The sequence below is a fragment of the Polaromonas sp. AER18D-145 genome (assembly GCF_002379095.1).
Lineage (GTDB): Bacteria > Pseudomonadota > Gammaproteobacteria > Burkholderiales > Burkholderiaceae_C > Polaromonas.
In genome coordinates, this window is sequence record NZ_NBZV01000027.1 from 14850 (window position 1) to 33097 (window position 18248).

At 63.5% G+C, this 18248-nt stretch carries 15 protein-coding genes; 8 read left to right on the top strand and 7 right to left on the bottom strand.

The window, feature by feature from the left end; translation table 11 throughout:
* Nucleotides 1-9: 9 nt before the first annotated feature.
* Together prfA and hemA are read right to left on the bottom strand one after the other, a co-directional pair.
* The gene (gene prfA / locus B7G52_RS14115; RefSeq protein WP_096698195.1) at nucleotides 10-1128 is read right to left on the bottom strand and encodes a peptide chain release factor 1; all 1119 of its coding nucleotides are present in this window, start codon (nucleotides 1126-1128) and stop codon (nucleotides 10-12) included.
* Nucleotides 1129-1226: 98 nt separating this feature from the next.
* Nucleotides 1227-2507, bottom strand: a complete 1281-nt coding sequence (hemA, locus tag B7G52_RS14120; RefSeq protein WP_096698196.1) for a glutamyl-tRNA reductase — start codon at nucleotides 2505-2507, stop codon at nucleotides 1227-1229.
* Nucleotides 2508-2634: 127 nt separating this feature from the next.
* Between hemA and B7G52_RS14125 the strand changes: the two genes are divergently transcribed.
* A complete protein-coding gene (locus B7G52_RS14125) occupies nucleotides 2635-2925 on the top strand; it encodes a hypothetical protein (RefSeq protein WP_096698197.1) in 291 nt (96 codons plus the stop codon).
* A 9-nt stretch (nucleotides 2926-2934) separates the two neighbouring features.
* On the opposite strand, the gene ugpQ is transcribed toward B7G52_RS14125, so the two are convergent.
* The 5 genes from ugpQ to ugpB all read right to left on the bottom strand — a co-directional run bounded on the left by ugpQ (nucleotide 2935) and on the right by ugpB (nucleotide 7923).
* A complete protein-coding gene (gene ugpQ, locus B7G52_RS14130) occupies nucleotides 2935-3672 on the bottom strand; it encodes a glycerophosphodiester phosphodiesterase (protein WP_096698198.1) in 738 nt (245 codons plus the stop codon).
* Nucleotides 3669-4685 (bottom strand): sn-glycerol-3-phosphate import ATP-binding protein UgpC, encoded by a 1017-nt coding sequence (locus B7G52_RS14135; protein ID WP_096698199.1) that lies wholly within the window; start codon nucleotides 4683-4685, stop codon nucleotides 3669-3671. The genes ugpQ and B7G52_RS14135 overlap by 4 nt, the downstream gene beginning before the upstream one ends.
* Nucleotides 4685-5539, bottom strand: a complete 855-nt coding sequence (gene ugpE / locus B7G52_RS14140) for a sn-glycerol-3-phosphate ABC transporter permease UgpE (protein WP_096698200.1) — start codon at nucleotides 5537-5539, stop codon at nucleotides 4685-4687. Before ugpE ends, B7G52_RS14135 begins: the two co-directional genes overlap by 1 nt.
* A gap of 91 nt (nucleotides 5540-5630) precedes the next feature.
* A complete protein-coding gene (ugpA, locus tag B7G52_RS14145) occupies nucleotides 5631-6512 on the bottom strand; it encodes a sn-glycerol-3-phosphate ABC transporter permease UgpA (protein WP_096698201.1) in 882 nt (293 codons plus the stop codon).
* A 97-nt stretch (nucleotides 6513-6609) separates the two neighbouring features.
* On the bottom strand, nucleotides 6610-7923 hold the full coding sequence (gene ugpB, locus B7G52_RS14150) for a sn-glycerol-3-phosphate ABC transporter substrate-binding protein UgpB (RefSeq protein WP_096698202.1): 1314 nt from the start codon (nucleotides 7921-7923) through the stop codon (nucleotides 6610-6612).
* 188 nt (nucleotides 7924-8111) lie between these two features.
* Between ugpB and B7G52_RS14155 the strand changes: the two genes are divergently transcribed.
* From B7G52_RS14155 to B7G52_RS14185, 7 genes are all read left to right on the top strand, one after another.
* Nucleotides 8112-12065, top strand: coding sequence for a DUF3683 domain-containing protein (locus B7G52_RS14155; protein WP_240523458.1), 3954 nt, complete (start codon nucleotides 8112-8114; stop codon nucleotides 12063-12065).
* 19 nt (nucleotides 12066-12084) lie between these two features.
* Nucleotides 12085-12498, top strand: a complete 414-nt coding sequence (locus tag B7G52_RS14160; RefSeq protein WP_096698203.1) for a gamma-butyrobetaine hydroxylase-like domain-containing protein — start codon at nucleotides 12085-12087, stop codon at nucleotides 12496-12498.
* Between the two features lie 160 nt (nucleotides 12499-12658).
* Nucleotides 12659-13390, top strand: coding sequence for a bifunctional demethylmenaquinone methyltransferase/2-methoxy-6-polyprenyl-1,4-benzoquinol methylase UbiE (gene ubiE / locus B7G52_RS14165; RefSeq protein ID WP_096698204.1), 732 nt, complete (start codon nucleotides 12659-12661; stop codon nucleotides 13388-13390).
* Nucleotides 13391-13413: 23 nt separating this feature from the next.
* Complete coding sequence (locus B7G52_RS14170; protein ID WP_096698205.1) at nucleotides 13414-14364, top strand: Tim44 domain-containing protein; 951 nt, start codon at nucleotides 13414-13416, stop codon at nucleotides 14362-14364.
* A 148-nt stretch (nucleotides 14365-14512) separates the two neighbouring features.
* Entirely contained in the window at nucleotides 14513-15094 is a 582-nt protein-coding gene (locus B7G52_RS14175; RefSeq protein WP_096698206.1) for a hypothetical protein, read from the top strand.
* Nucleotides 15091-16644, top strand: coding sequence for a ubiquinone biosynthesis regulatory protein kinase UbiB (gene ubiB, locus B7G52_RS14180; protein WP_096698207.1), 1554 nt, complete (start codon nucleotides 15091-15093; stop codon nucleotides 16642-16644). The genes B7G52_RS14175 and ubiB overlap by 4 nt, the downstream gene beginning before the upstream one ends.
* A 44-nt stretch (nucleotides 16645-16688) precedes the next feature.
* Nucleotides 16689-18134 carry a sodium:solute symporter family protein gene (locus B7G52_RS14185; RefSeq protein WP_096698208.1) on the top strand — a complete coding sequence of 482 codons (1446 nt, stop codon included), beginning with the start codon at nucleotides 16689-16691 and terminating at the stop codon, nucleotides 18132-18134.
* Nucleotides 18135-18248: the final 114 nt, after the last annotated feature.

Genomic DNA, 18248 nt, shown 5'->3' on the forward strand with positions numbered 1-18248 from the left:
ACGCAGCCCTCAGCCGTTGGACGAGGTTTCCAGGTCCGCCAGCAGTTCGGCACCGCGGGCGACCTGCAGGGCGGTGACGACATCGTCCATGTCGCCTTCCATGATGGACAGCAGCTTGTACAGCGTCAGGTTGATGCGGTGGTCGGTCAGCCGCCCCTGCGGAAAGTTGTAGGTCCGTATCCGGTCGCTTCGATCACCACTTCCGATCAGGCCCTTGCGCATGGCCGCATCCTTGGCGGCGCGTTCGGAGCGGTCTTTTTCATGGATGCGGGCGGTCAGCACCTTCAGTGCCTGGGCCTTGTTGCCGTGCTGGCTGCGGCCCTCCTGGCACTCGGCCACGATGCCGGTCGGCAGGTGGGTGATGCGCACCGCCGAGTCAGTCTTGTTGATGTGCTGGCCGCCAGCACCACTGGCGCGGTAGGTGTCGATGCGCAGGTCGGCCGGGTTGATCTGGATGGCCACCGCCTCGTCGGGCTCGGGCAGCACCGCGACCGTGCAGGCGCTGGTGTGGATGCGCCCCTGGGTTTCGGTGGCCGGCACGCGCTGCACGCGGTGGCCGCCCGACTCGAAGCGCAGCTTGCCGTAAACGCCGACGCCCAGGGCATCGGGCGGGCCATCCAGGCGCAGCACCACTTCCTTGTAGCCGCCGAGCTCGCTGACCGACTCGCTGATGATCTCGACGGCCCAGCGCTTGCGCTCGGCGTAACGCGTGTACATGCGAAACAGGTCGGCCGCGAACAGTGCGGATTCATCGCCGCCGGCGCCGGCGCGGATTTCGATGAACGCCGGGCGCGCATCGTCCGGGTCCTTGGGGATCAGCATCAGCTGCAGGGCTTCGTCCAGGCGGGCGATGTCGGCCTGCGCGGCAGTGATCTCTTCTTCGGCCATGGCGGCCATCTCGGGGTCGTCCCTGGCTTCCGAGAGCATGGTCTGCGCGCTGGCCAGATCAGCCTCGCGCGCCGTCAGCTGCTGGTACTGCGTGACCACGATGCTGGCCTCGGCATGTTCGCGTGTCAGGTTGCGAAAACGCTCCATATTGCTGACCACGTCGGCGGCCGACAGCAGGGCGTCGAGCTCGTGCAGGCGGAAAATCTGGCGGTCAAGTGTCTGGCGGAGAAAGGGTTTCATTGAAAGGCCGGGAGCAAAAACGTTCAGGAGACAGGCGGCCGGTGACTCGGCCCCGCGTGCAGCCCGATGTACGGGCTGTGGTTCGCGCGATAGTGGCGCTAACGCTCTTTCTGTTCCCGGGGCAGGTTGCCGCGCAAAAACAGCCGGGAGACGGTTTGTGCCGTTGCTTCGCGGTTGTCCGCACTGCCGGCATGCAGCTCGGCAAGTGCGCCGTGCAGCATTTTCTGTGTCAGCCCGCGCGACAGCGCCTCGAGGACCGCATCCACGGGTTCACCTTTGGCCAGCAGTTTTTTGGCGCGGGCGATTTCCAGCGCACGCCATTCGTCGGTCTGGGCGTTGAGCTGCTGGATCAGCGGCACGGTGCGCCGCTGATCCAGCCAGTGCATGAAGTTCTGCACACCGGCGTCGATGATGACTTCGGCCTCGGCCACCGCTGCCTGCCGGCTGTCCTTGCCGGTCTGCACCACATGCGCCAGATCGTCGACGGTGTAGAGGTAGATGTCCGGCAGTTCCTTGACCTCCGGCTCGATGTCGCGCGGCACGGCCAGGTCCACCATGAACATCGGGCGGTGCTTGCGCAGCTTGACGGCGCGCTCGACCGCGCCAAGGCCGATGATGGGCAGGGTGCTGGCGGTGCAGCTGATCACCGCGTCGAACTCGTGCAGGCGGCTCGGCAGGTCGGCCAGGCGCATGACCTCGGCACCGAAGCGCCCGGCGAGTTTTTCGCCGCGCTCCAGGGTGCGGTTGGCCACGGTCATGGCCTTCGGGTTTTTGGCGGCAAAGTGGGTGGCGGCCAGGTCGATCATCTCGCCCGCGCCGACAAACAGCACCTTGATGTCGCTCAGATCCTCGAACAGCTGGCCGGCCAGGCGCACCGAGGCGGCCGCCAGGCTGATGCTGTGCGCGCCGATTTCAGTGCTGGTGCGGACTTCCTTGGCAACCGCGAACGAGCGCTGGAACAGCTGGTGCAGCGTCGTGCCCATGGCGCCGGCGTCTTCGGCGGCGCGCACCGCGTCCTTCATCTGGCCCAGGATTTGCGGTTCGCCCAAAACCATCGAATCGAGCCCGCTGGCGACGCGAAAGGCGTGGCGCGCGGCATGGTCGTTTTCCAGGGTGTAGGCGTGGGAGCGCAACAGGGCCGGCGAGACGCCGCCGTGGTGTGCCAGCCATTCGAGCGTGTGCTCGAGGTCGGACTTGTCACCGGCGCAATAGATCTCGGTGCGGTTGCAGGTGGACAGCAGCGTGGCTTCGGGCTGGCGCGCCAGCGACTCGCGCAAGCCCCTCAAGGTGGGCTCGATCTGGTCGATGGCGAACGCAAACCGGCCGCGCAAATCGAGCGGTGCGGTGGTATGGTTGATGCCCAAGGTCCAGACTGACATGGCCTGATTATAAAATTGAAGAGATGGCCAGACGCGGACATTCTTTCAATGCCCTTGATACAGGGCAAGCCCGGGTGCCGATGGCCCGCCTGCCTTTTCGAATGACTTCTTTCAATCCGCCACCGGCATGACTGCACTCAACCTGACCAACCAGCTGCTCAATTTCATGGCCCCGGCCGCTTTTGTGGCGCTGTTCGTGGTGCTGGTGGCCCGTGTCTTTGCCCGGTTTTTCAGATCAAAAAGGCCGCTACCTCTTTCTCCTGTTGTGCAGCTAGCTATTGTTTTTGTAGCATCTCTGGCCCTGCTGGTGGCCGGGCTGGTTATTTTTGGCCGCGACGGCAAGATGGCCAGTTATGCCTTGCTGGCCGTGGGCGCGGCGACCTGCCAGTGGGTGTTGCTGCGCGGCTGGAAGGCCTGAACGTCCGGCTCAGGCGTCGGGGGCGAACAGGTCGACCCGGTCGGTGATGATGCCGTCAGTGCCCAGGTCAAGCAGGCGCTGGGCCGCCCACTCGTCGTTGACGGTGTAACTCAGGCAGCGAAACCCGGCGCTTTTGGCCTGCAGCACGGTGGAGCTGTCCCACAGGGCCTGGTTGCAGACCAGCGCCGCGCAGTCCAGCGTCAGCGCTGTTTCCAGCCAGCCCTTCCACAAACTGTCGAGCAGCAGGCCACGCGGCAACTGCGGTTGCGCGGCTTTGGCGGCTTGCAGCGCCTCGGGCTGAAAAGAAGTCAGCAGCGGCGGGACGGCGGTGCCTTCCCAAAGGCGGGCCGCGGCGTTGGCCACCACCGTGCCCGTCCGGGCCTCGAGGCCGGGGGTGGGCTTGATCTCGATATTCAGGAAATACCCGTTGCGCAGGCAATAACGTGCCACGTTGTCCAGGCTGGCCAGCGGCTCGCCGGCATGGGCGCGCGAGTGCCAGCTGCCTGCGTCGAGCCGCGACAGCGCGCCCCAGGGCTGCTCGCCGCCGGTGCCCTGGCCGTTGGTCGTGCGTTCCAGCGTGGCGTCATGCATCAGGAAGGGTACGTCGTCGGCACTGAGCTTCACATCACATTCGAACATGCGGTAGCCGTGGCTGGCACCGAGCCGGAAGGCGGCCAGCGTGTTTTCCGGCGCCAGCTTGCCCGCACCGCGGTGGGCGATCCAGCGCGGATAGGGCCAGGGTGTCAAAGCCGTTTGCCCGTTTCGGCGTCAAACCAGTGCAGGCGGTCCACGCGGGGGGCCACATGGATGGTGGCGCCGATCTCGGGCGTGGCCTGGCTTTCATCGGTGCGGACAATCAGGAATTCGTCGCCGAAACGACAGTAAACCAGCCGCTCGGCACCCAGCATCTCCATCGTGTCGACCTGCACGGCCCAGCCGGCGGCACCGACCTGCAGGTGCTCAGGCCGGATGCCGAGGATGGTGCCGGGCCGGCCGCCGAAGTCGGCGTTGGGCGCGTGTTTGAGCAGGTTCATCGGTGGTGAGCCCATGAAGCTGGCGACAAAGGTGGTGGCCGGGCGGTTGTAAACCTCTTCGGGCGTACCGAACTGCTCCATGCGGCCGGCGTTCATGACGATCATGCGCTGCGCCAGCGTCATGGCCTCGACCTGGTCGTGGGTGACGAACAGCGAGGTGATGCCGAGTTCGCGGTGCAGCTTCTGGATCTCCAGCCGGGTTTGCACGCGCAGCTTGGCGTCCAGGTTGGACAGCGGCTCGTCGAACAAAAACACCTGCGGCTGGCGCACGATGGCGCGGCCCATGGCCACGCGCTGGCGCTGGCCGCCCGAAAGCTGGCGCGGCTTGCGGTCGAGCAGGTGGCCCAGCTCCAGGATGCCGGCGGCCTTGTCGACGCGCTGCTTGATCTCGGCAATCGGCATTTTCTTGATCTTCAGGCCGTAGGCCATGTTGTCGAACACGCTCATGTGCGGGTACAGCGCATAGTTCTGGAACACCATGGCGATGTCGCGTTCGGCCGGCTCCAGCTCGTTGACCACGCGCCCGCCGATGGAGATCTCGCCGCCGGAAATTTCTTCCAGGCCGGCCACCATGCGCAGCAGGGTGGACTTGCCGCAGCCCGACGGCCCGACGATGACGATGAACTCGTGGTCGGCTATTGTCGCGTTGACGCCGTGGATGACCTGCAGTTCCTGCTTGCCCTTGCCGTACTTCTTGACGACGTCCTTGAGTTGAATTGAAGCCATTATTTTTCCGTATCCACAAGACCCTTGACGAACCACTTCTGCATCAGCATCACGACGATGGCCGGCGGCAGCATGGCCAGGATGGCCGTCGCCATCACCACGTTCCATTCGATGTACACCTCGCCGAAGATCAGGCGCTTGATGCCCATCACGATGGGGTACATCCTTTCATCGGTGGTGACCAGCAGCGGCCACAGGTACTGGTTCCAGCCGTAGATGAACTGGATCACGAACAGCGCGGCGATCGAGGTTTTCGACAGCGGCAGCAACACGTCCTTGAAAAAGCGCATCGGGCCGGCGCCGTCCATGCGCGCGGCCTCCACCAGCTCATCGGGCACGGTCAGGAAAAACTGCCGGAACAGGAACGTGGCCGTGGCCGAGGCGATCAGTGGCACCGTCAGGCCCGCCATGCTGTTGAGCATGCCCAGGTTGGACACCACCTCGTAGGTCGGGCCGATGCGCACCTCGACCGGCAGCATCAGCGTGACGAAGACCATCCAGAACACCAGGTTCTTGAAGGGAAAGCGGAAGTACACGATGGCAAAGGCCGACAGCAGTGAAATCGCGATCTTGCCGATGGCGATGATCAGCGCGCTGGACAGGCTGATCAGCATCATCGGCCCGGCCGCACCGATGCTGGCGCCAGCTTCGGTCTTGCCACCGAACAGGGCCAGCCTGTAGCTTTCGATGAAGTTGTCGCCCGGCAGCAGCGAGATCGGGTTGCTGGTCATGATCTGCGCGGCGGTTTGCGTGGAACCGATGAATGTCACGTAGATCGGGAAAAACACGATCAGCACCCCGAGGATCAGGATCAGGTGCGAGAAGAAGTCGAGGATGGGGTTTTTCTGGATCATCGGTCAAGCCTCCGCAGGAGGGCCGCCCCAGGACAGGCTTGAGTCCCCTCGGGGGGCAGAAAACTGCACGAAGTGAGGAGTGTGGGGGCCATCAGTAATTCACCTTCTTCTCGACAAACTTGAACTGGATCACCGTCAGTGCAACAACGATCACCATCAGCACCACCGATTGCGCGGCAGAACCATTGATGTCGAGCGCCTTGAAGCCGTCGTAATAGACCTTGTAGACCAGGATGGAGGTGTCCTTGCCGGGCCCGCCGTGCGTGGCTGCATCAACGATGGCGAAGGTGTCGAAGAAGGCGTAGACGATGTTGATGACCAGCAGGAAGAAGGTGGTCGGTGACAGCAGCGGGAACACGATGCTCCAGAAACGTTTCCACGGGGATGCGCCGTCGATGGTTGCGGCCTCGATCAGCGAATGCGGAATCGACTGCAGGCCCGCCAGGAAGAACAGGAAGTTGTAGGAAATCTGCTTCCAGACGGCGGCCATGACAATCAGTGCCATCGCGTGGTTGCCGTTGAGCACATGGTCCCACTCGAAGCCGACTTCGCGCAGGGCATAGGCCAGCACGCCGTAGGGCGAGGCGAACATCATCAGCCAGAGCACGCCGGCCACGACGGGCGCGGTGGCATACGGCCAGATCAGCAGGGTCTTGTAGATGCCGGCGCCGCGCACGACGCGGTTGGCCATGACCGCCAGCAGCAGGGCGATGGTCAGTCCCGAGACCGCCACCAGGCCGGAGAAGATGGCGGTGGTGTAGAAGGACTCGAGGTAGGACGGATCGGCGAACAGGCGGCGGAAGTTTTCCAAGCCGACAAATTCGCTGGAGGAGCCGAAGGCATCTTCGAGCAGCAGGCTCTGGTAGAGCGCCTGACCGGCCGGCCAGAAAAAGAAAACCAGGATCACCGCCATCTGCGGTGCAATCAGCGCCCAGGGCAGCCAGACCGATTTGAAAAGAACCCGTTTTTCCATGAGATGCTATAAAAATAATAGCTGCCGAATCCCGTGATGCGGGGGGTCGGCAGCTATATTGGCTTGCAAAGGGCGGTGCGGACACCGCCCCGCCTGATCAGGACTTGTTGGCTTTCTGGAAGCGCTCGAGCTGCTCGTTGCCGCGCTTGACGGCCATGTCGAGCGCATCTTTCGGGGTTTTGCTGCCTTTCCAGACGCCTTCGAGTTCCTCGTCAATGATAGTGCGAATCTGCACGAAGTTGCCCAGACGCACGCCGCGCGACTTGTCCGTGGTTTTGCGGATCATCTGGGTGACCGACACATCGGTGCCCGGGTTTTTCTTGTAGAAGCCGGACTTGTCGGTCATCTCGAACGAAGCCTTGGTGACCGGCAGGTAGCCGGTACGCTGGTGGCTGGCCGCAGCCACTTCAGGCTTGGACAGGTAGTTGAAGAAGGAGGCGATGGCCTTGTATTCCTCGGGCTTCTTGCCGGACATGGCCCACAGGCTGGCGCCGCCGATCACGGTGTTCTGCGGTGCGCCCTGGACATCGGGGTAGTAGGGCAGGGTGCCGATGCCGTAACCGAACTTGCCGTTGCGCACCACGCTGCCGTAGAGCGCCGACGAGCCGGTCGCCATGGCGCATTCGCCCGAGACAAAGGTCGCGTCAGCCGCGTTGTTGCGGCCCTTGTAGACGAACAGGCCGGTTTTGGCCATGTTGGCCAGGTTCTCGATGTGGCGCACATGCAGCGGGGTGTTGAAGGCCAGACGTGTGTCCAGGCCGCCGAAACCGTTGTTCTTGGTTGCGTACAACACGTTGTGCCAGGCCGAGAAACTTTCCAGCTGCGTCCAGCTGATCCAGCTGGTGGTGAACGGACACTTGTGGCCGGAAGCCTTGAGCTTGGCGGCGGCCAGCGCCACTTCGGGCCAGGTGGTCGGTGGTTTCTCGGGGTCCAGGCCGGCGGCCTTGAACGCGTCCTTGTTGTAGTGGAAGACCGGGGTCGAGCTGTTGAAGGGGAAGCTCAGCATCTGGCCGTTGGGCGCCGTGTAGTAGCCGGCGACCGCCGGCACGTAGGCGCCCGGATCGAAAGGCAGGCCGGACTGCTTCATGACTTCGCCGACCGGCTTGATCGCGCCCTTGGAGGCCATCATGGTGGCGGTGCCGACCTCAAAGACCTGCAGGATGTGCGGTGCGTTGCCGGCACGGTAGGCGGCGATGGCGGCGGTCATGGACTCGTCGTAGCTGCCCTTGAAGGTCGGCGTGATCTTGTAGTCCTTCTGGCTGGCATTGAAGTCCTTGGCCAGGTCGTTGACCCACTCGCCGAGGGCGCCGCCCATGGAGTGCCACCACTGGACTTCGGTTTGTGCCTGGCTGGCAAGTGGAAGGCAAAAAGCGCAGGCAGCAAGGGCCGCCGCCGAAAAACGGTTCTTCATGAAAACTCCTGAGTTGGGGTAACGTTCAGTGTACGAACTGATTGTGACAAGTCATTTAAACGGCTCCATGGTGCCTTTAACAAGCGGGATTTCCATGAGGCCGGCGACGGTGTCAGGGTCTTGTTGCACTGCGGTAACATAGGCCCACAGCACGCAAGGCCGCTGAGCGCGGCGGAATTTCCCCCACGATGAACGCCCCCGACACCCTCCAAGACCTGAACGTTTTCGCTTCCGACGCGACACCCGACGCGGAGCATGGGCAAGCCCGCATCCGCGAGATTCCCTACAACTACACCTCGTTTTCCGACCGCGAAGTCGTGATCCGCCTGCTCGGCGAACGGGCCTGGGACCTGCTGAACCTGCTGCGCGACGAGCGCCGCACTGGCCGCTCGGCGCGCATGTTGTACGAGGTGCTGGGTGATGTCTGGGTGGTGCAGCGCAACCCCTATCTGCAGGATGACCTGCTGGACAATCCCAAGCGCCGCCGGATGCTGGTCGAGGCCCTGCAGCACCGTCTCTCCGAGGTCGAAAAACGTCGCACGCCCGAGGCGGACAGCCAGCGCGACGCCATCGTGGGCGAGTTGCTCGAAACCGCGCGCGCCGCAGTCAACCGTTTTTCCACCTCGTTCGAGGACATGGCCGAGCTGCGCCGTAAGACCGCGCGCCGGCTGGGCAAGTTCACGCTCAAGGACAACATCAAGTTCGACGGCCTGTCGCGTGTCTCGCATGTGACCGATGCCACCGACTGGCGCGTTGAATACCCGTTTGTGGTGTTGACGCCGGACACCGAAGTCGAGATGGCCGGCCTGGTCAAGGGCTGTATCGAACTCGGGCTGACCATCATTCCGCGCGGCGGCGGCACCGGCTACACCGGCGGCGCGATTCCGCTGAGCTGGAAGTCGGCCGTCATCAACACCGAAAAACTCGAGGCCATGACCGAGGTCGAGCAGGTGGCGCTGCCCGGGCTGGACCAGCCCGTGGCCACCGTCTGGACCGAAGCCGGTGTGGTCACGCAGCGCGTGGCCGATGCGGCCGAACGCGGTGGTTATGTCTTTGCGGTGGACCCGACCTCGGCCGAAGCCTCCTGCATAGGCGGCAACATCGCCATGAATGCGGGTGGCAAGAAGGCCGTGCTCTGGGGCACAGCGCTGGACAACCTCGCCTCCTGGCGCATGGTCACGCCCGAGGCGCAGTGGCTGGAAGTCACCCGCCTGAACCACAACCTCGGCAAGATCCACGACGCCGAGATGGCCAGCTTCGAGCTGAAATATTTCGAGGCCGACGGCAAGACGCCGGTGCGCACCGAGCGACTCGACATCCCCGGCAATACCTTCCGCAAGGAAGGCCTGGGCAAGGACGTGACCGACAAGTTCCTCAGCGGCCTGCCCGGCATCCAGAAAGAAGGCTGCGACGGCCTGATCACCAGCGCGCGCTGGATCGTGCACCGCATGCCGGCGCACACACGCACCGTCTGCCTGGAATTTTTCGGCAATGCCAGGGACGCGGTTCCCAGCATCGTCGAGATCAAGGACTTCATGTTCGCCGAGCAAAAGCGCGGCGGCGCCATCCTGGCCGGTTTGGAGCACCTGGACGACCGCTACCTGAAGGCGGTCGGTTATGCGACCAAGTCCAAGACCCATGGCGGCCTGCCCAAGATGGTGTTGTTCGGCGACATTGCCGGCGCCGACGCCGACGTGGTGGCGCGCGCGACCTCGGAAGTCGTGCGCATCGCCAATTCGCGCCGTGGCGAGGGTTTCATCGCCATCAGCCCGGACGCGCGCAAGAAATTCTGGCTGGACCGCAAGCGCACCGCCGCCATTTCGCGCCACACCAACGCCTTCAAGATCAACGAAGACGTGGTGATTCCGCTGCCGCGCATGGCCGAATACACCGATGGCATCGAACGCATCAACATCGAGCTGAGCCTGGCCAGCAAGGTCCGGCTGTGTGATGCGCTGGAGGCCTTTTTCCTCAAGGGCAAGCTCCCCCTGGGCAAGTCGGACGACGCCGGCGAGATCCCCTCGGCCGAGCTGCTGGAAGACCGCGTTGGCCAGGCCGTGGCGCTGATTGCCGATGTGCGCTCCTTGTGGTCGGGTTGGCTGCGTGATGTGGATGCGCTGTTTCCGCAACTGCAGGACCATTCGCTGCGTGCCAGCTGGAAAACCCAGCTGCGCGCGCCGCTGCAGGCGATTTTTTCGGGCGCGGCTTTTGCGCCCATCCTGGCGGAGTGCAGCGCCATCCACAAGCAGGTGCTCAAGGGCCGCGTCTGGGCCGCCCTGCACATGCATGCCGGCGACGGCAATGTGCACACCAACCTGCCGGTCAACAGCGACGACTACGAGATGCTGCAGACCGCGCATGAGGCGGTGGCCCGCATCATGGTGCTGGCGCGTTCGCTCGACGGCGTGATCTCCGGTGAACACGGCATTGGCATCACCAAGCTGGAGTTCCTGACCGACGCCGAGCTCCAGCCTTTTGCCGACTACAAGACCCGGGTCGATCCCGAAGGGCGCTTCAACAAGGGCAAGTTGCTACGAAATCAGGAGCAGATTGCGCCCGTGAATATTGGGCAAAAGGCCAAAAAGACTGATGACTCCGCGCCGGAGAGCCTGTTGGCAGACCTGACCAACGCCTACACGCCCAGCTTCGGCCTGATGGGCCACGAGTCGCTGATCATGCAGCAGTCCGACATCGGCGGGATCGCCGACAGTGTCAAGGACTGCCTGCGCTGCGGCAAATGCAAGCCGGTGTGCGCCACCCACGTGCCACGCGCCAACCTGCTGTACAGCCCGCGCAACAAGATCCTGGCGACCTCGCTGCTGGTCGAGGCCTTCCTCTACGAAGAGCAGACGCGGCGCGGCATCAGCATCAAGCACTGGGAGGAGTTCGAGGACGTGGCCGACCACTGCACCGTCTGCCACAAGTGCCTGAGCCCTTGCCCGGTGGACATCGACTTCGGCGAGGTGTCCATGAACATGCGCAACCTGCTGCGCAAGATGGGGCAGAAGTCCTTCCGTCCCGGCAATGCCGCCGCCATGTTCTTCCTCAACGCCACCAGCCCGCAGACCATCAAGTTCATGCGCAGCGCGATGGTGGACGTCGGCTTCAAGGCCCAGCGCGTGGCCAACGAGCTGCTCAAGCGCCTGGCGCGCAAACAGACGGCCAGGCCGCGGGCGACGGTCGGTGCGGCGCCGGTCAAGGAACAGGTGATCCACTTCATCAACAAGAAGATGCCGGGCGGCCTGCCCAAGAAAACCGCGCGCGCGTTGCTGGACATCGAGGACAAGGACTACGTCCCCATCATCCGCAATCCGGCCCGCACGACGGCTGAAACCGAGGCGGTGTTTTATTTCCCCGGTTGCGGCTCGGAGCGCCTGTTTTCGCAGGTCGGCCTCGCGACCCAGGCCATGCTCTGGCATGCCGGCGTGCAGACCGTGCTGCCGCCCGGTTACCTGTGCTGCGGTTACCCGCAGCGTGGCAGCGGCCAGTTCGACAAGGTCGAGAAAATCATCACCGACAACCGGGTGCTGTTCCACCGCGTGGCCAACACGCTGAACTACCTCGACATCAAGACCGTGGTGGTCAGTTGCGGCACCTGCTACGACCAGCTGCAGGGTTATGAGTTCGACAAGATTTTCCCGGGTTGCCGCATCATCGACATCCACGAGTACCTGCTGGAAAAGGGCATTACCCTGCGCACCGACCAGCCGGGCCAAGGCTACCTGTACCACGACCCCTGCCACAGCCCGATGAAGCTGCAGGAGCCGATGAAAACCGTCAAGGCGCTGCTCGGCGACCAGGTGCTCAAGTCCGAACGCTGCTGCGGCGAGTCCGGCACGCTGGGCGTGTCACGCCCCGATATCTCTACCCAGATCCGCTTTCGCAAGGAAGAAGAGCTGCGCAAGGACGAAGCCAAACTGCGCGCCAGCGGCGCCGTGGCCGACACCGGCAACGTCAAGATCCTGACCAGCTGCCCGAGCTGCCTGCAGGGGCTGACCCGGTACGGCGACGACCTGCAAAACGGCTTGCTCGAGGCCGACTACATCGTGGTGGAAATGGCCAACCAGATCCTCGGCAAGGAATGGCTGCCCGGCTATGTCGAGGCGGCCAACAACGGCGGCATCGAACGCGTGCTGGTCTGATTCACCGAAGGAAAAGTTCATGGCAGGCCTGACCCCCGACACCCCCACCCCCACCGCGCTGACCGTGCACGCCCAGTCGCGGGTGCTCGAGATTGCATTTTCGGACGGCACCGAGTTCAAGATTCCGTTCGAACTGATGCGTGTTTATTCGCCCTCGGCCGAAGTCCAGGGCCACGGCCCTGGCCAGGAAGTGCTGCAGACCGGCAAACGCGAGGTCACGGTGGTCGAACTCGAACCCATCGGCAACTATGCGGTCAAGCCGGTGTTTTCCGACGGCCATGAGAGCGGCATTTTTTCCTGGAACTACCTTTATTTCCTGGGCTCGGAGCAGGCGCGTTTGTGGACCGATTACCTGCAGCGCCTGGAGGCGGCCGGCATGCAGCGCGATGCGCCCATGGTCGCAGCGGGCGGCCATGCCTGCGGCAGCCATTGATGGTTGATGCGGGCAAACCCTCGTTCGCTATATTTTTCATAGCTGATGGCGCCCGGCGTTTGGGCGCAGCTGTTGTTTTTCAACATAAATCCGCGGCAATGCCCCAATCGGGGGCAGGGTTGTCGCTTGAATTGCTGGCATTCACCCCTAGCATTGACGTATGAGCAGTACCCATTTCGGATTTGAGTCGGTTGACGAAAAGGACAAGGCACGCCGAGTGCGTGGCGTGTTCGATTCCGTGGCGCCGAAATACGATGTGATGAACGACCTGATGTCCATGGGGCTGCACCGGGTCTGGAAGGCCTACACTGTGATGGTGGCCGATGTCCGGGAGGGCCAGTATGTGCTGGACATTGCCGGCGGCACCGGCGACCTGGCCCTGGCGTTCGCCCCCAAGGTCGGCAGCACCGGCTGCGTGGTGCACACCGATATCAATGAAGCCATGCTGCGCGAAGGCCGCAACCGCATGCTGGACGCTGGCAAGGTGTTGCCGACCACCGTCTGTGATGCCGAGCACCTGCCTTTTGCCGATGCCCGTTTCGACTTGGTGACGGTGGCCTTCGGTTTGCGCAACATGACGCACAAGGACGAGGCGCTCAAGGAGATGAACCGCGTGCTCAAGCCGGGCGGCAAGCTGCTGGTGCTGGAGTTCTCCAAAATTGCCAAGCCGCTGGAAAAGGCCTACGACTGGTATTCCTTCAAGGTCTTGCCCCGTTTGGGCAAGCTGGTGGCCAACGACGACTCGAGTTACCGCTACCTGGCGGAGTCCATCCGCATGCATCCGAGCCAGGAAGAGCTAAAGGCCCTGATGCACAAAGGTGGTTTCGGCCATGTGGACTATCACAACCTCACCGGCGGGGTAGTGGCATTGCATGTTGGAATCAAGTGTTGAAATATTTAATCAGAGGAGACGGTATGAAACTTTGGTCTGCGATTCTGGCGGCTGTCCTGGCCACCACCATGCTCCTGGCGTATGCGCCTGCGGAAGCCAAACGCATGGGCGGCGGCGGCTCCGTCGGACGGCAATCGTCCAACGTGACGCAGCGCCAGGCGACACCGCCGGCCGCGCCGGCCAACACCGGGGCCGCTGCAGCAGCGCCCAAGAAGCCCTGGGGCGCGATGCTGGGCGGGCTGGCCGCGGGTCTGGGTCTGGCCTGGCTGGCTTCCTCGCTCGGTCTGGGCGGCGCTTTTGGGCAGATCATCATGTTTGCCTTGCTCGCCATGCTGGTGATGGTGGCCGTCGGCTTCATCATGCGCAGGCTCAAGGCCAACAGCGGCCAGGGCGCGACGCCTTATGCCATGCAGGGAGCAGGTAATGCGGCCACGCCGCGCAACTACAGTCCCGAAAATGTCGGCAACGACGCGTCGGCCCGGCCTTGGGAGCGCGGCAGCATGGCGTTTGAGGCCAACAAGGCCGGCGCGGGCGCCGCTGCCGGCGGCTCGATGATCGGTTCCTCCCTCGGCGGGTCGCAGTCCTGGGGTGTCCCCGCCGGCTTTGATGCCGAAGGTTTCCTCAAGGCCTGCAAGGCCAACTTCGTGACCCTGCAGGACGCCTGGGACCGTTCCGATGTCAACAGCCTGCGCGCCATGATGACCGACGAGATGCTTGAGCAGATCAAGGCGCAGCTGGCCGACCGGGAATCGCACACCGGTGGCGTGGTCAACAAGACCGACGTGGTCATGCTCGATGCCCAGCTGCTGGGCATTGAAGAGCTCAGCGATGTCTACATGGCCAGCGTGGAGTTCTCCGGCATGATCCGGGAAGACGCTTCGGCGGGCCCCAGCCCTTTCCGCGAAGTCTGGAACATGACCAAGCCGCGCAACGGTGGTGGCTGGCTTGTCGCCGGCGTCCAAGCCTTGCAATAAGCTGCGAGCGCAAAGGACTGTCTTTACAAGCAGGGGCCGCGGAACCGGCTTCGCCGGGCCGCAGGCGCAGCGGCCCCCTCGGGGGGCAGGGAGCTACACGAAGTGAGCGACCGTGGGGGCCATATTTATGCTGCAAAATCGGGGACGTATGAATAACACGTCCCCTTTTTCTTTTTTGCAGTCCCTGGCCACCCGTTTTCAGCCCCCCGCCTGGGCGGTTGATGAAGGGCAGCAGAAGCTGGTGCTGTTGCTCAACCATGTCCTGATGCAGGAAAAGGAGGCGCAGAACCGTCTTTTGCGCAAAAAAGGCAGTGTGGTCCATGTCCGCTGGGGTGTGTTTGCGCTGGATTTGCTGATCACGCCCGCCGGGCTGGTGGACCGCGCGCCGGCCGCGACCAGGCCGGATCTGTTGCTGGCGGTGGCGGCAGAATCACCGGGCGTGGTGCTGCAGTCCGTGCTGGCAGGCAAAGCGCCGCCGGTCAAGATTGAGGGCGATGTGCAGCTGGCCGCCGAACTCGGCTGGCTGGCGGACAACCTGCGCTGGGATGTGGAGGAAGACCTTTCGCGCCTGATCGGTGACGTGCCGGCCCATACGCTGGCCAGCGCGGCGCGCCAGGGCGTGGCGGGCTTGCGGCAGTTTCTGGCCCAGGCACCGCGACCGTCTTCGTCCGCCTCACCGGTGCAGCCCGGTGTTTCGCCGGTGACGGAGCCTCCGAAAGCTCCCGCATGAGCCGCCTGTTCAGGGGCGTTTTCATTGTCTGGACGGTGCTGCGCTTCGGCCTCGACGAGCTGGTGCTTTCCAGTTTCAGCAGGCCCTGGGTAAGGAGGCTGACGCGTATTGTGTCGCTGGGCCGGAACCTGAAAGCGCCCCGCGGCGAGCGCCTGCGCGAAGCCCTTGAAAGCCTGGGACCGATTTTTGTCAAGTTCGGCCAGGTCATGTCGACCCGCCGCGACCTGCTGCCGCTGGACATCGCCAACGAACTGGCCCGGCTGCAGGACCGGGTCCCGCCGTTCGACTCGGATGTGGCCATTGCCATCATTGAAAAGGCCTTCGGCCGGCCCATCAACCAGATTTTTGCGACCTTCGAGCGCCAGCCTGTCGCCAGCGCCTCGATTGCGCAGGTTCACTTCGCCACGCTGCCCGGTGGCCGTGAGGTGGCGGTCAAGGTGCTGCGTCCCAACATGCTGCCCGCCATCGAAAAAGACCTGGCGCTGATGCACATGATGGCCGGCTGGGTCGAAGGCCTGTCGGCCGACGGCAAGCGCCTGAAGCCGCGTGAAGTGGTGGGCGAGTTCGACAAATACCTGCATGACGAGCTCGACCTGCTGCGCGAAGCCGCCAATGCGGCCCAGCTGCGCCGCAACATGCAGGACCTGAACCTGGTGCTGATTCCGGAAATGGTCTGGGATTTCTGCATGCCCGACGTGATGGTGATGCAGCGCATGGACGGCGTGCCCATCAGCCAGGTGCAGCGCCTGCGGGACGCCGGCGTGGACATGAAAAAGCTGGCGCGCGACGGCGTCACCATCTTTTTCACCCAGGTCTTCCGGGACGGTTTTTTTCATGCCGACATGCACCCCGGCAACATCCAGGTCAGCCTGGATCCCGCGACCTTCGGTCGCTACATCTCGCTGGACTTCGGCATCGTCGGCACGCTCACCGAGGTCGACAAGGAATACCTGGCACAGAATTTCAGCGCCTTTTTCCAGCGTGACTACAAACGGGTGGCCGAGCTGCACATCGAATCGGGCTGGGTGCCGCCGCAGACACGGGTCGATGAACTGGAGTCGGCCATACGCGCCTGCTGCGAACCCTATTTCGACCGGCCGCTCAAGGAAATCTCGCTCGGCACGGTGCTCATGCGCCTGTTCCAGACCTCGCGCCGTTTCCATGTGGAGATCCAGCCGCAACTGGTGCTGCTGCAAAAGACCTTGCTCAACATCGAAGGCCTGGGCCGGGAGCTGGACCCCGAGCTGGACCTGTGGAGCACGGCCAAGCCCTTTCTGGAGACCTGGATGCTGGAGCAGGTCGGGCCGGAAAAATTGCTGGAGCAACTCAAGGCCGAGGCGCCGACCTACGCCAAGCTGCTGCCCGGCCTGCCGCGCCTGTTGCAGCAATACCTCAAGGGCCAGAGCGGCGGAAACCGCCAGGAGCTTCAGGCGCTGCTGCAGGAGCAGCGGCGCACCAACAAGCTACTGCAAAGCCTGATTTATGGTGGTCTGGGTTTTGCTTTGGGCCTGCTGGCCATGCAAATTCTGCTGAGAATCCGGTTTTTTTGAGCCGGAAAATCTGGTGATAATCACGCATTCCTGAGGAGATCGCCATGCTCTTGACCCTGGTCTTTGTCTATCTTCTGATCACCATCATCATCGGCCTGTACGCCGCCCGGCGCGTTAAAAACACCGCCGACTACGCGATCGCGGGGCGCAACCTGCCGCTGATCATGATCGTGACCACCACGTTTGCGACCTGGTTCGGCTCGGAAACCGTGCTGGGCATTCCGGCGAAGTTCGTCAGCAGCGGCCTGAACGGCGTGGTGGAAGACCCCTTTGGCGCCGGCACCTGCCTGATCCTGGTGGGCCTGTTTTTTGCAGGCAAGCTCTACAAGATGTCCCTGCTGACCATCAGCGACTACTACCGCGAGCGCTACGGCCGCACCATCGAAGTGGTGTGCTCCATCATCATCATGATCAGCTACCTCGGCTGGGTGGCGGCCCAGATCACGGCGCTCGGGCTGGTGTTCAACCTCCTGTCGGGCGGCGCCATCAGCATGACGGCCGGCATGATCATTGGCACGGCCTCGGTGCTGGCCTACACCCTGTTCGGCGGCATGTGGTCGGTCGCGGTGACCGACTTCATCCAGATGATTGTGCTGGTCGCCGGCCTGGCCGTGCTGGCCATTTTTGCCGGCAACCTGGCCGGGGGCGCGGACAAGGTCGTGGCCCTGGCCACCAGCCAGGACCTGTTCAGGTTCTGGCCGGAACCAAACTTCAGGGACATGGTGTTTTTCTTTGCCGCGGCCATCACGATGATGTTTGGCTCGATTCCGCAGCAGGACGTGTTCCAGCGCGTGATGTCGGCGAACAGCCAGAGCGCGGCGACCAAGGGGCCGGTCATAGGCGGCATTTTCTACATCCTGTTTGCCTTCGTCCCAATGTTTCTCGTGGCCAGCGCGCTGCTCATCATGCCCGAGCAGACGGCCCTGCTGCTCAAGGAAGACCCGCAAAAAATCCTGCCGACACTGGTGCTCGAAAAAATGCCTTTCATCATGCAGGTGCTGTTTTTTGGCGCCTTGCTGTCGGCCATCAAGTCCACCGCGTCGGCGACCCTGCTGGCGCCCAGCGTGACCTTTGTGGAGAACATCTGGCGCCAGTTCAAACCGCGCATGAGCGACAAACATGAACTCAAACTGATGCGGACCACCGTGCTGGTCTTCAGCGCCCTGGTACTGAGCTACGCCATCTTCATGCAGGGAACCTCGATTTACGACATGGTGTCGGGCGCCTACCAGGTGCCCCTGGTCGGCGCTTTTGTCCCGCTGGTGTTTGGGCTGTACTGGAAAAAGGCCAGCACCCAGGGTGCCATTTTCTCGGTGGTCTGCGGCATCGCGGCCTGGCTGCTGTTTACCTTCAGTACCCTGGGGGAGCAATTCCCCGCCCAGTTGGCGGGTGTCCTGGCCGCCACGCTGGGCATGCTCGTGGGCTCCCTGACGCCGCAGACGATTGAGAACAGTCGCGGCAGCCATCACCGGCTGTCCACCGAAGGCTGACCGGCGCCACCAGGCGTGCCAGGCGCTTGCCCCGCGCGGTGTGGGGCGCCTGGGGCAACCGGAACCGCGCCGCAGCTGTGGCGCGGGCTCCGCACTTGGCCAATCCGGGGCCGG